Raw genomic sequence first — 13,542 nt, 5'->3', positions numbered from 1 at the left:
CGTCGGTCGGCGTGCGGATCAGCTAGGCCATTCCGGATGGACGCGGATGACAGCCTGAAGTGATAATCTTTATGCCTGCACGGAATGACCGTCTGCCATCACCGTTTCCACGAAGTTTGCGAACTCGCGGGCCTTGGCGCTCGCCATTCGGCCCGCAGGGAACACGGCCCACAGGTCGAGCGACGGAAGCGACCAGTCGGTCAGGACGCGCCGCACCGCGCCGCTCGCCAGTTCAGGCGCAAACATCCAATCCGAGGCGATGGTGACGCCCATGTCGGCGAGCACGGCGGCGCGGAGCCCTTCGGCCGCGCTTACGCGCACGCGACCGCGCACCGCCACCGAAGACTCGGTGCCGCCGGAGCTGAACGACCAGACGCTGACCGTCTGGCCGTAGACTACGGCTTCATGGTCGGCGAGGTCGGCAGGGTTCTTCGGTTCCCCGGCGCGCGCGAAATAAGCCGGTGTGGCCAGCACCGATCTGCCGCCGGTTGCGAGTTTGCGCGCGGTCGCCGTGGAATCCGCCAGCGTGCCCATGCGCAATGACAAGTCGACCCCCTCGGCGACAAGGTCGATGACGCGGTCATCGAGGATCACGTCGATCTCCAGTTCGGGATGCTGTTCCAGAAAGCGCGGCAGTAGCGGCACGATGTGCAGCCGCGCGAAAGTCGTCGCCGCCGAGACGCGCAGGCACCCGGACAATCCGGCGCCCGCGCCGCGCGCTGCAAGTTCGGCCTCGTCGGCTTCCCGGATGGCGGCGCGCGCGCGCTCGAAGAAGCGCTGCCCTGCTTCGGTGGGGGTCAGGCCGTGGGTCGAGCGAATCAGCAGGCGGACCTGAAGCCGGTCTTCCAGTTGTGCGATCGTTTTGGAGACGGCCGGCTGACCGACGTTCAGATGTCGGGCGGCGGCAGAGAAGGAGCCCGTTTCCACCACGCGGACGAAAGTCGCCATTGCTTGATATCGGTCCACGTCATTCCTCCTGGGAATGAGCATTATTGCTTCAAGGCCGCTGCCCTGTCGAGCGACGAAGAGGCATCTCATGGCAGCGCTCCCGGATGGTCCGGAGCGCGCCGGGATGATGACGATGCTAGAAGTCTATGCTTTTGCGACGCCCAACAGCGTCAAAGTGCCGATCGCACTGGAGGAGCTGGGGCTCGACTATGCGCTGCGTTCCGTGAATGTCCGCCAGGGCGAGCAGAAAGCACTCGATTTCCTGGCGCTCAACCCCAATGGCAAGGTGCCGGTACTGATCGATCCCGATGGTCCCGACGCGCGGCTGGTGTTGACCGAGTCCGCCGCGATCCTGATCTATCTCGCCGAAAAGACCGGAATGCTCATGCCATCGGCCGGCGAAGGGCGCGCGCGGGTATTCGAGCAGCTGTTCTTCCATGCCTCGGGGCTGGGGCCGGCGTTCGGCCAGTCGGGATTCTTCCAGCGCTTCGCTGCCGAGCCGCAGCCGATCGCCATCGAGCGTTTCTCGACAGAAGCGAAGCGGACCGTTTCGGTTCTGGACCGCGTGCTGGCGGAGCGCCGCTTCGTCGCGGGCGATGCGTTCACAATAGCGGACATCGCCCATTTCGGTTGGCTGTGGCGGCGCGCGTTTGCCGGCGTCGCGCTCGACGACACGCCCAACGTCGCGCGCTGGTATGCCGAGGTCGAGGCTCGCCCCGGCGTCCAGCGTGCGATCGAACGCGTCAGCGCGCTCGTTCCGCAAGACCATTAATTCCGCTTCCCGGCATTCGCTCCAAGGAGACTTCTCATGACTCTTCAAGCCAGGCTTGATGCCTTCAAAGCCGATTTCCGCGCCGGAAAGCCACCCTATGCCGTGCCGCCCGAGGTAATCGACACGATGGACCGCGCGACCACCGAACTGATCGCCAGCGGCGCTGCTGCGCGGGCACTCAAGGCCGGCGAGGCGGCACCAGCCTTCACGCTCAACGATCCAGACGGCACGCCAGTCGCCTCCGCCGATCTGCTGGCGAAGGGGCCGCTGGTGGTCAGCTTCTACCGCGGTGTTTGGTGCCCCTATTGCAACATGGAGTTGCAGGCGCTCCAGGCGGCGCTGCCCGAGTTCAAGAAACTTGGTGCCAGCCTCGTCGCCATATCGCCGCAGACCGCCGTCAACAGCCGCAAATCCGTGCGCCAGAACGAACTCGGTTTCCCGATCCTTTCGGACCCGCGCAACGATGTGGCGGCGGCGTTCGGCCTGCGTTTCGCGATGCCCGACTATCTGGTCGACCTGTACAAGACGCTGAAGAACGATCTGCCGACGTTCAACGGCGATCCGAGCTGGACGCTGCCGATGCCGGGGCGCTTCGTCATCGGCCAGGATGGCACGATTCTCTATGCCGAGGTGAACCCGGACTATACGCGCCGCCCGGAACCCGAAGACATGCTCCCCACACTGCGCCGCGTTGCCAACGTCGCTGCCTGAAGCCCGTAGCGCTTCGGGTGCGAAAGCACCGAGAGCACGTCTGTCCGGAGAAGACCATGACCCGAACCTTCCTCATCACCGGTGCCAGCAAGGGCATTGGCCTCGCGCTCGCCCATCGCCTCGCCGCTGACGGCCAGGAGGTCGTCGGCATTGCCCGACAGGCGACCGCCGATTTCCCCGGCGCGCTTGTACCCGTCGATCTTGCCGACGCGGCCGCCACCGATGCAGCACTCGCCGATCTTACCCGCCGCTTCGCGTTTGATGGCGTGATCAACAATGTCGGGCTCGTCCGTCCGCAGCGGCTCGGCGAAGTCGAGCTAGCTGCGCTGGAGGAAGTAATGCGGGTGAACCTGCACCCGGCGCTCCAGGCCGCGCAGGCGATCCTGCCGGGCATGAAGGATCGCGGCTGGGGCCGGATCGTCAACATTTCCAGCCTGACCATCCTGGGCAGCCTCGAACGGACCGCCTATGCCGCGGCGAAGGCGGCGCTCGTCAGCTTCACCCGCAGCTGGGCGCTGGAACTCGCGACCACCGGCGTTACGGTCAATGCAGTTGCGCCCGGGCCGACCGAAACCGAGCTGTTCCGCGCCAACAATCAGCCGGGCAGTGAAGGCGAGCGGCGCTACCTCGCGGGCGTTCCCATGCAGCGGCTCGGAAAGCCTGATGAAATCGCCGCGGCCATCGCCTTTTTGCTCTCGGGCGATGCTGCCTTCATGACCGGCCAGACACTCCACGTCGACGGCGGAGCCTCGATCGGCAAGGCGACGCTGTGATCTCGTCGGGCCTCGCTATCGAGGTGGCGGCTTCGGACAATTGCGGTCATCTCTTGGTCCGATGCCCATGGCCCCTTTTGACGTGCTCCACATTTTCAGGCCGCTGATAACTTAGCTTCGGTGTTCATATGCCGCTGGCGGGGGCGGTTCGTAAACTCGGCGGGTGCCAACCCGCCAAGGCTGCTGTGCGGACGCACGGTGTTATAGATCGTCCGCCATGCCTCAATGATCCGTCTCCGCAGCCAGCGATGGGAACAGGTGCTCGTTCAGGCACTCGTCGCGCAAGCGACCATTAAAGCTTTCGACGAAGCCGTTCTGCTGCGGCTTGCCCGGCGCGATGTAATGCCACTCGACCCCGGTCTCCTGGCACCAGGCGAGAACGGCGTGACTGGTGAGCTCGGTGCCATTGTCGCTGACCACCATGCACGGCAGTCCGCGACGTTCGGCGATGGCGCTCAGCTCGCGGACGACGCGCCGACCTGACAGCGAGGTATCGACGATGCACGCCAGGCATTCCCGGCTGTAATCGTCGATCACGTTGAGCATACGGAACCGCCGGCCGCAGGCCAACGAGTCAGATACGAAGTCGAGCGACCAGCGCTGGTTGGGTTCCTGCGGGATCGCCATCGGCGCCCGCGTGCCGAGCGCCCGCTTGCGGCCGCCACGCTTGCGCACCGTCAGCCGCTCCTCGCGATACAGCCGATACACCTTCTTCAAGTTCATGCCTTCCCCCTCGCGCCTGAGCAGGATCGCCAGCCGACGATAGCCGAACCGACGGCGCTCGTTGGCGATCTCGCGCATCCGTTCGCGCACAGCATCGTCCTTCCCGCGAAGCGGCTCATATTGCCACGCCGACCGATTGACCCCGACCAGCCTGCAGGCACGACGCTCGGAGAAGCCGTGATCGGCCATCAGCTTCTCCACCGCAGCGTAGCGCTCCGCAGACCGGGTCAGTTTTTTCCCAGCAGATCCTTCAGCGCCGACACGTCCAGCATCGATTCCGCCAGCAGCCTCTTCAGCCGTCGGTTCTCATCTTCCAGCGCTCGCAATCGTGCCGCGTCGGACACCGTCAGTCCGCCGTACTTCGACTTCCAGGTGTAAAAGGTTGCATCGCTGATCCCGTGCTTCCGGCACAGATCGGCCGTCTTCGCGCCAGCTTCATGCTCGCGCAGTACCCCAATGATCTGATCCTCGGTAAATCGGCTTCGCCGCATCACTCGTCTCCAACTGACGAGCTAATTACCAATGGCATGAATTCTGGGGAGCACGTCACCAGCAGACACAAAATGAGACCTCTTTTGTGTCTCTTTTGCTGAATTCCGCTGGATCAACCCGGACGGTTGCCAGCGATCGTCAATGAATTTGTGCTTTGAAGCCAGCCGCTTGCCTGGCGTCCCTGGACGCTCCCAGATGGAACGAACAGAAAACAAATGGTGCCCGGAAGAGGACTCGAACCTCCACGCCCTTGCGAGCGCCAGCACCTGAAGCTGGTGCGTCTACCAATTCCGCCATCCGGGCACTGGGTAGGGAGCGGCCCTTAGGGGAGCGGAGTCGGCCTTGTCAACACGGGCGTTGCTGGGGCAAGGGACAAATTACCGGTTCAGACGGCATTTACGAGGCGCACCACATGAAAGACACACTGGTTACGCTGATTGGCGGCGGGGGTTTTCTCGGCCGCTATGTCGCGCAAGCCTTGCTCGCACGGGGCGCGCGCGTGCGAATCGCGCAGCGCGATCCGCGCCAAGCCTTCTTTCTGAAGCCGCAGGGCGGGCTCGGCCAGACGCAATTCGTCGCCGCTGACCTCGCCAAGCCCGAATCGATTGCGCGCGCGGTCGCCGGGTCGGATGCGGTGGTGAATCTGGTCGGCATCCTGGGCGGGGATTTCCAACGGGTGCATGTCGAGGGCGCGCGCATCGTCGCCGAGGCCGCGAAAGCCGCAGGCGTTGCCCAGCTGGTGCAGATTTCGGCGATCGGGGCCGATCCCGCATCGCCCTCGGCCTATGGCCGTTCCAAGGGCGAGGGCGAGGCGGCGGTGCGCGCGGCCTTCCCCAGCGCTACGATCCTGCGCCCGTCGATCGTGTTCGGCCGCGAGGACCAATTCATCAATCGCTTCGCCAAGATGATTGCCAGCGCGCCGGTCGTGCCGGTGCTGCGCGCAGGAACCAAATTCCAGCCAGTGTACGTTGGCGACGTCGCCGACGCGGTGGTCGCCGCGATCGAAAATCCGGCGCTGTCGGCGGGCAAGACGCTGGAGCTGGGCGGCCCCGACATTCTGTCGATGGGTGCGCTGGTGCGCTGGATCGCCAAGGCGGTCCGCCGCACGCCGCATATCGTCGAATTGCCCGACGCCATTGGCGGGGCGATCGCAGCGTTCGGCTTCCTGCCCGGCGCGCCGATCACGTCCGATCAATGGAAGATGTTGGCAAACGATAATGTCGTGTCGGGCGAGAACGGACTATCCGTGCTCGGAATCACACCAACGCCGCTCGACGCCGTCGCGCCGGGCTGGCTGGTGCAGTATCGCAAGGGTGGTCGGTTCGCGGTGCCGGTCGCGGCCTGAACCGCACCGAAGAGGGGGTTTTCGTGAACGAGATTATCAACATCATCCTGCTCGGCATTGTCGAGGGGGTGACCGAGTTCCTGCCCGTCTCCTCGACCGGGCATCTGATCCTGGCGACCAAGCTGCTGGGCTATGATGCGGCGCGCTGGGAGGTGTTCAACATCGTCATCCAGCTCGGTGCGATCCTGGCGATCGTGGTGCTGTACTGGCGCACCTTCTGGGCGGTCGGCATGGGGCTGCTGCGGCGTGATCCGGTGTCGATCCGCTTCGTGCGCAACGTGCTGGTGGCGTTCATCCCCGCCGCCGTCATCGGCCTCGCCATCCACAAGCAGATCGAGGCCCTGCTCGGCAATGCCGAGGTCGTGTCGATCGCGCTGATCGTTGGCGGCTTCGCGATCATCGCGGTCGAACGCTTCGCACCCAAGAGCAACATCGTCGGCGTGGCGGATATTCCGTTGCCCAAGGTGATCGGCATCGGCTTCCTGCAGTGCCTGGCGATGGTGCCGGGGGTCAGCCGGTCGGGCGCGACCATCCTCGGCGCGCTGGCATTGGGGGTCGAACGCCGCACCGCCGCCGAGTTCAGCTTCTTCCTCGCCATCCCGACCATGCTGGGGGCAACCACGCTCGAACTGGTCAAGAACCGGCATGAGCTGGTCAGCGGGCACGGCGTCGGGCTGGCGGCGATCGCGCTCGGCTTCGCGGTCGCCTTCGTCGTCGCGCTGATCGTGGTCAAAGCCTTTGTCGGCATCGTCACCCGATTCGGGTTCGTCCCCTTTGCCTGGTATCGGATTGTTGCGGGAAGCATCGCCCTCGCATGGCTTTTAAGTATTTAGGTCCGTTTCGGTATTATATAAACTGGACACAACCCGGTTTTGACACCCCTCACATCAAACACCGCATTTTATAGGTCACAGATGCTGTCCTAAATGCCGTTTTGGTCGTGACAAACCGCACAACCCACGGTATCTGCGCCCTCGAAAGGGGCGCAGATGGCCGACACGTCGCTACTGAAGTTCGTCGATCGCGAGCAGGCTTACCCAGCCAAGCGCGAACCCGAGATCCGTGCCGAGGATTTCCGCGAAATCGCCGAGCGCTATGCCGCGCCCGAGGCGGAGGACCAGGCCGGGCGCTGCTCGCAATGCGGCGTGCCTTATTGCTCGGTGCATTGCCCGCTGCACAACCACATCCCCGACTGGCTGCGCCTCACCGCCGAGGGCCGCCTGCGCGAAGCCTATGAGCTGAGCAATTCCACCTCGACCATGCCCGAGATTTGCGGCCGCATCTGCCCGCAGGACCGGCTGTGCGAAGGCAATTGCGTGATCGAATTCTCCGGCCACGGCGCGGTGACGATCGGATCGGTCGAAAAGTTCATCACCGATACCGCCTGGGAAGAAGGCTGGGTCGAACCGCTCGTGCCCGGCACCCCGCGCGGCCAATCGGTCGGCGTGATCGGCGCAGGGCCAGCGGGCTTGAGCGCCGCCGAATATCTGCGCGCGGGCGGCTATGACGTGCACGTCTATGATCGGTACGATCGTGCGGGCGGGCTGCTGACCTATGGCATCCCCGGCTTCAAGCTGGAAAAGCCCGTTGTCATGCGCCGGGTCGATCGGCTCAAGGCCGGCGGCATCATCTTCCACGAAAATTTCGAGGTCGGCCGTGATGCCACGCTCGACGAGTTGCGCCAGCGCCATGATGCGGTGCTGATCGCGACCGGCGTCTACCGGGCCCGCGCGATCAAGGCACCGGGCGTCGAGAAGACGGGCGTGGTCGATGCGCTCGCTTTCCTCACCGCCTCCAACCGCAAGAATTTCGGCGATGCCGTGCCCGCCTTCGATGACGGCAGCCTCAATGCAGCGGGCAAGCATGTCGTCGTCATCGGCGGCGGCGATACCGCGATGGATTGCGTGCGCACCGCGATCCGCCAGAATGCGGCGTCGGTAAAATGCCTCTACCGCCGCGACCGCGCCAACATGCCCGGCTCGCAGCGCGAAGTGAACAATGCCGAGGAGGAAGGCGTCGAGTTCGTCTGGCTCTCGGCACCCGAAAGCTTCACCGGCCGTGATGCCGTCAGCGGCGTGAAAGCAAGCGGCATGCGCCTCGGCGCACCCGACGCCTCGGGCCGACGCGCGCCCGAAATCGACCCGCAAGGCGGCTTCGATCTGCCCGCCGATCTCGTCATCAAGGCGCTCGGCTTCGATGCCGAGGATCTGCCGAAACTGTTCGGCGCGCCCGAACTCGGCACGACGCGCTGGGGCACGGTGCTGGTCGACAACAAAACGCTGATGACCTCGCTCGACGGCGTGTTCGCAGCCGGAGACATCGTGCGCGGTGCAAGCCTCGTCGTCTGGGCGATCCGCGACGGCCGCGATGTCGCGACGAGCATGCACAAATATCTGAAGGCGAAGGCGAGCGCGGGGAGGAAGGCGGCGTGATCGCTGCGCTCTCCTTTGCCGTACTTGTCCTGGCAGGCGATACGCAAGCGGCATCGCTTACGGCGGCACCACAAATTGCTACCGCATCCGCCGAACCAGCCCCAGCAGCGCTCGCGAGCGGGGTGGAAATCGCAAAATTGCTTAATCCTGAAAATGAAGTTCTGGAGGGCAGCCGCGCGGCCATCGTTGCAACACTACAAAAGATGTTCGCTGCCGACCCGAATATGGCGGCGATGGAAAAAGAGCATCCCGGGTTCATCGCGGCGGGATCTGAAGCGATTCAGTCGACGACCTTGGCGATCTTGAAGGAACGCTTGCCGATCCTTTGGTCCCGTCTTGGAGCAGCGTACGCCCGCAGCCTGTCCGAAGCGGAATTGGGCCAAACATTACGATTTTACCAGAGCGAAGCCGGAAAGCGGCTCATCCAGGCGACCTTGAAAGGGATCGATCCCTCGGCGCTGATACAAAAACAAATCGCGGCTCCGGATCGCAAGGTCGATGCAGCCGAACTTGGAGCGACAGTTACAGCGTCCGCGACTAAAGCCGCAACAAATGCGACATCGGAAGATCGCACAGCGCTGTACAACTTTGTTTTCACCCCGCTGGGCCTGAAGATCCGCCAACTCAACCCGGAAATGCTCAAGATCGCGGCAGATTGGAGCAACGAGCGGGATGCTCTATCCGAAAAGCGCGTCACTGAAGCAGTCGGTGCGGCGCTTGCCCCCTTCTTAGCAGATACCGCCGCGAAAAAGGCCAAGCCATGACGATGGAATCCGAACGCCTCCGCCTCGCCGAACACGGCATGTACCGCCCCGAATTCGAGGGTGACGCTTGTGGCGTCGGTCTCGTCGCGGCGACCGATGGCACGCCGTCGCGCCGTGTCGTCCAATCCGCGATCGATGCGCTGAAAGCCGTGTGGCATCGCGGCGCGGTCGATGCCGATGGCAAGACTGGCGATGGCGCTGGCCTGCATATCGACCTGCCGCTCAAATTCTTCGACGATGCGATCGCTGCCTCGGGCCACCGCCCGCTGCCCAACCGGTTGGCTGTCGGCATGATCTTCCTGCCGCGTACCGATCTCGGCGCGCAGGAAGCCTGCCGCACGATCGTCGAAAGCGCGATCATCGAGGAAGGCTATACCATTTATGGCTGGCGCCAGGTGCCGGTCGACGTGTCGGTGATCGGGCAGAAGGGCCTCGCCACCCGTCCCGAGATCGAACAGATCATGATCGCGGGGCCCCTGCCCGACGACCAGACCGCCGCCGAGTTCGAGAAGAACCTGTATCTCGTCCGCCGCCGGATCGAGAAGCGCGTGATCGCCGCACAGATCCAGGGCTTTTACGTCTGCTCGCTGTCGTGCCGCTCGATCATCTATAAGGGCCTGTTCCTCGCCGAATCGCTGTCGATCTTCTACCCCGATCTGCGCGATCCGCGGTTCGAGAGCCGCGTCGCGATCTTCCATCAGCGCTATTCGACCAACACCTTCCCGCAATGGTGGCTGGCGCAACCGTTCCGCACGCTGGCGCACAATGGTGAGATCAACACCATTCGCGGCAATAAGAACTGGATGCTCAGCCACGAGATCAAGATGGCGAGCCTGTCGTTCGGCGAGCAATCCGAAGACATCAAGCCGGTGATCCCGGCGGGCGCATCCGACACCGCCGCGCTCGACGCGGTGTTCGAGGCGATTTGCCGGTCTGGCCGCGATGCGCCGACCGCCAAGCTGATGCTGGTGCCCGAAGCCGTGGCGGACAATTCCGACATGCCCGCTGATCACCTTGCGATGTATCAATATCTGGCGAGCGTGATGGAGCCGTGGGACGGCCCCGCCGCGCTGGCGATGACCGATGGCCGCTGGGCGGTGGCGGGCATGGACCGCAACGCGCTGCGCCCGTTGCGCTATGTCCGCACGATCGACGGTCTGGTAATCGTCGGCTCGGAAAGCGGCATGGTCGTCGTGCCCGAATCGACCGTAGTGGAAAAAGGCCGGCTCGGGCCGGGTCAGATGCTCGCGATCGACCTGGACGAAGGCGTGCTGCTGCACGACCGCGCGATCAAGGACCGCATTGCGGGCGAAGCCGATTATGCCGGGATGATCGAGGCGTTCCAGCGGATCGAAGCGCTGCCGCAGCCCGAGCACGACCCGATCACGCGCTTCGAGCGCGCCGAGCTGACGCGCCGCCAGATCGCCGCCGGGCAGACGCTCGAAGATATGGAGCTGATCCTCGCGCCGATGGTCGAAAGCGCCAAGGAAGCGATCGGCTCGATGGGCGATGACACCCCGCTCGCGGTCATTTCCGACAAGCCGCGGCTGATCAGCCAGTTCTTCCGGCAGAATTTCAGCCAGGTCACCAACCCGCCGATCGATCCGCTGCGCGAACGCCATGTGATGTCGCTCAAGACGCGCTTCGGCAACCTCGCCAACATCCTCGACACCGAGGATCGGCGCGATGGCGTGCTGGTGCTGCAATCGCCGGTGCTGGACGGCACCGCCTGGGCGCAGCTCAAGGCGCATTTCGGCGCACAGGCGGCCGAGATCGACTGCACCTTCGAAGCCGGTGGCGGCCCCGAAACGCTGCGCGCCGCGATTGCGCGCATCCGTGCCGAAGCGGTGACGGCGGTGCGTCAAGGCAAGAGCGAATTGTTCCTGAGCGACATGGGCATCGGCCCGGACCGGATCGGCATCGCCGGCGTGCTCGCGGCGGCGGCTGTCCATACGCACCTCGTACGGATGGGGCTGCGCTCTTATGCCAGCATCAACATCCAGACGGCCGAATGCCTCGACACGCATTATTATGCGGTGCTGATCGGTGTCGGCGCGACCACGGTCCACGCCTATCTCGCCGAGGCCGCGATTGCCGACCGCCATGCGCGCGGCCTGTTCGGGGATCTGACTTTGGCGCAGTGCCTCGCGCGGCATCGCACCGCGATCGACGAGGGCCTGCTCAAGATCATGTCCAAGATGGGGATCGCGGTGATCTCCAGCTATCGCGGCGGCTATAATTTCGAGGCGGTCGGCCTCAGCCGTGCGCTGGTCAACGACCTGTTCCCGGGGATGCCCGCGAAGATTTCGGGCGAGGGCTATGCCTCGCTCCACCTCAACGCGCAGTTGCGGCACGACAAGGCGTATGACTCGGCGGTGGCATCGCTGCCGATCGGCGGCTTCTATCGCCAGCGCCACACCGGCGAAACGCACGCTTATTCCGCGCAACTCATGCACTTGCTGCAAACGGCGGTGTCGACCGACAGCTATTCCACCTATCTGCAATTCTCGCGCGGGGTGGAGGGGCTGCCGCCCATCTATCTGCGCGACCTGCTGCAGTTCAACTTCCCGGCCGAGGGCGTGCCGGTCGATCAGGTCGAAGCGATCACCGAAATCCGCAAGCGTTTCGTGACGCCGGGCATGTCCTTGGGCGCACTCAGTCCGGAAGCGCATGAAACGCTCGCCATCGCGATGAACCGCATCGGTGCCAAGGCCGTGTCGGGCGAAGGCGGCGAGGACAGCGCGCGCTATCAGCCCTATCCCAATGGCGACAACGCCAATTCGGGGGTGAAGCAGATCGCCAGCGGCCGCTTCGGCGTGACGGCGGAATATCTCAACGCCTGCGACGAGATCGAAATCAAGGTCGCGCAAGGGGCAAAGCCCGGCGAGGGCGGGCAATTGCCCGGGTTCAAGGTGACCGAGTTCATCGCCAAGCTGCGCCATGCGACGCCGGGCGTGACGCTGATCTCGCCGCCGCCGCATCACGACATCTATTCGATCGAGGATCTGGCGCAGCTCATCTATGATCTGAAGCAGATCAACCCGATCGCGCGCGTGTGCGTGAAGCTCGTTTCCTCGGCCGGGATCGGCACGGTGGCGGCGGGCGTGGCCAAGGCGCATGCCGACGTCATCCTGATCGCCGGGCATGTCGGCGGCACCGGGGCCTCGCCGCAGACCAGCATCAAATATGCCGGAACGCCGTGGGAAATGGGGCTGTCGGAGGTCAACCAGACGCTGACGCTCAACGGCCTGCGCGGGCGGATCAAGCTGCGCACCGATGGTGGCCTCAAGACCGGGCGCGATATCGTCATCGCCGCGATCCTGGGCGCGGAAGAGTTCGGCATCGGCACGCTCAGCCTGGTGGCGATGGGCTGCATCATGGTGCGCCAATGCCATTCCAACACCTGCCCGGTCGGCGTGTGTACGCAGGACGCCGCTTTGCGCGCCAAGTTCGGCGGCACGCCCGAAAAGGTCATCAATTTGATGACCTTCATCGCCGAGGAAGTGCGCGACATCCTCGCCCGGCTCGGCTTCCGCAGCCTCGACGAAGTGATCGGCCGCACCGAATTGCTGCGCCAGGTCAGCCGTGGCGCCGAGCATCTCGACGATCTCGACCTCAACCCGATCCTCGCCAAGGTCGATGCACCCGACGATCAGCGTCGCTTCAGCCTGACCACGCGCCGCAACGAAGTGCCCGACAGCCTCGATGCGCAGATGATAAAGGACGCCGCCGCCGTCTTCACCCGCCGCGAGAAGATGCAGCTGACCTATTCGGTGCGCAACACGCACCGCGCGGTCGGCACGCGGCTGTCGAGCGAGATCACGCGGACCTTCGGCATGTCGGCCCTCGCCGACGGGCATGTCCATGTCCGGCTGCGCGGCTCGGCCGGGCAGAGCCTCGGCGCGTTCCTGTGTAAGGGCATCACGCTCGAAGTGTTTGGCGACGCCAATGACTATGTCGGCAAGGGCCTGTCGGGCGGCAACATCGTCGTTCGCCCGGTGGTCAGTTCGCCGCTCGCCAGCCAGGACAACACCATCATCGGCAACACCGTGCTCTACGGCGCAACCTCGGGCAGCCTCTATGCAGCGGGTCAGGCGGGCGAACGCTTCGCGGTGCGCAATTCGGGCGCGACCGTGGTGGTCGAAGGCTGCGGTGCCAATGGCTGTGAATATATGACCGGCGGCACCGCCGTCGTGCTCGGCCCGGTCGGTGCCAATTTCGGTGCAGGCATGACCGGCGGCATGGCGTTCATCTATGATGCCGACGGCAGCTTCGCGCGGCGCGCCAACCCCGAGAACATCACCTGGAACCGCCTGTCCTCGCTGCATTGGGAAGCGGTGCTGCTCGGCCTGGTGCGCGCGCATCATGCCGCGACCGACAGCAAATGGTCGGGCGCGTTGCTCGACGATTGGGGCCGCGTGGTCGATCGCTTCTGGCAGGTGGTGCCCAAGGAAATGCTGACCCGCCTCGCGCATCCACTCGACGACCGGGTCGAGCAGATCGCCGCCGAATGATCGACCGGGCGCGCGAATCATGCTAACGGTTCGCGCGCTCGGCCCATGTTCCAGGCCAGATTCGAGGT

Annotated in this window: 9 protein-coding genes, 1 tRNA gene and 1 pseudogene; 8 read left to right on the top strand and 3 right to left on the bottom strand. The window is 64.6% G+C overall.

Features of this window, described 5'->3' with window-relative positions; genetic code table 11:
• Positions 1 to 69: 69 nt before the first annotated feature.
• Positions 70 to 948 (bottom strand): LysR substrate-binding domain-containing protein, encoded by an 879-nt coding sequence (locus ACP7BL_RS07105; protein WP_426257974.1) that lies wholly within the window; start codon positions 946 to 948, stop codon positions 70 to 72.
• An 88-nt stretch (positions 949 to 1,036) separates the two neighbouring features.
• On the opposite strand from ACP7BL_RS07105, the gene ACP7BL_RS07100 reads away from it, so the two are divergent.
• Genes ACP7BL_RS07100 through ACP7BL_RS07090 form a run of 3 tightly spaced genes read left to right on the top strand, consistent with a single transcriptional unit; the run spans position 1,037 to position 3,204 of the window.
• Positions 1,037 to 1,720: a glutathione S-transferase family protein gene (locus tag ACP7BL_RS07100; protein ID WP_426257973.1), complete on the top strand. Its 684-nt coding sequence runs from the start codon at positions 1,037 to 1,039 to the stop codon at positions 1,718 to 1,720.
• A gap of 36 nt (positions 1,721 to 1,756) precedes the next feature.
• Positions 1,757 to 2,431 (top strand): peroxiredoxin-like family protein, encoded by a 675-nt coding sequence (locus tag ACP7BL_RS07095; RefSeq protein ID WP_426257972.1) that lies wholly within the window; start codon positions 1,757 to 1,759, stop codon positions 2,429 to 2,431.
• Positions 2,432 to 2,487: 56 nt separating this feature from the next.
• Complete coding sequence (locus tag ACP7BL_RS07090; RefSeq protein ID WP_426257971.1) at positions 2,488 to 3,204, top strand: SDR family oxidoreductase; 717 nt, start codon at positions 2,488 to 2,490, stop codon at positions 3,202 to 3,204.
• A 95-nt stretch (positions 3,205 to 3,299) separates the two neighbouring features.
• Here ACP7BL_RS07090 and ACP7BL_RS07085 read toward each other — a convergent pair.
• Positions 3,300 to 4,418 (bottom strand): annotated as a pseudogene (locus ACP7BL_RS07085) (IS3 family transposase).
• Between the two features lie 217 nt (positions 4,419 to 4,635).
• Positions 4,636 to 4,722, bottom strand: a tRNA-Leu gene (locus tag ACP7BL_RS07080).
• 109 nt (positions 4,723 to 4,831) lie between these two features.
• Here ACP7BL_RS07080 and ACP7BL_RS07075 point away from each other — a divergent pair.
• From ACP7BL_RS07075 to gltB, 5 genes are all read left to right on the top strand, one after another.
• The gene (locus ACP7BL_RS07075; protein WP_426257970.1) at positions 4,832 to 5,764 is read left to right on the top strand and encodes a complex I NDUFA9 subunit family protein; all 933 of its coding nucleotides are present in this window, start codon (positions 4,832 to 4,834) and stop codon (positions 5,762 to 5,764) included.
• 23 nt (positions 5,765 to 5,787) lie between these two features.
• Positions 5,788 to 6,597, top strand: a complete 810-nt coding sequence (locus ACP7BL_RS07070) for an undecaprenyl-diphosphate phosphatase (protein ID WP_426257969.1) — start codon at positions 5,788 to 5,790, stop codon at positions 6,595 to 6,597.
• A gap of 156 nt (positions 6,598 to 6,753) precedes the next feature.
• Complete coding sequence (locus ACP7BL_RS07065) at positions 6,754 to 8,196, top strand: NAD(P)-dependent oxidoreductase (RefSeq protein WP_426257968.1); 1,443 nt, start codon at positions 6,754 to 6,756, stop codon at positions 8,194 to 8,196.
• On the top strand, positions 8,193 to 8,960 hold the full coding sequence (locus tag ACP7BL_RS07060; RefSeq protein WP_426257967.1) for a DUF2059 domain-containing protein: 768 nt from the start codon (positions 8,193 to 8,195) through the stop codon (positions 8,958 to 8,960). Before ACP7BL_RS07065 ends, ACP7BL_RS07060 begins: the two co-directional genes overlap by 4 nt.
• Entirely contained in the window at positions 8,957 to 13,474 is a 4,518-nt protein-coding gene (gltB, locus tag ACP7BL_RS07055; protein WP_426257966.1) for a glutamate synthase large subunit, read from the top strand. Before ACP7BL_RS07060 ends, gltB begins: the two co-directional genes overlap by 4 nt.
• Positions 13,475 to 13,542: the final 68 nt, after the last annotated feature.

The sequence above is a fragment of the Sphingomonas sp. DC1600-2 genome (assembly GCF_049897605.1).
GTDB lineage: Bacteria > Pseudomonadota > Alphaproteobacteria > Sphingomonadales > Sphingomonadaceae > Sphingomonas.
Note: the sequence above shows the minus strand (reverse complement) of the source record. Positions and strands in the feature narration are given on the sequence as shown.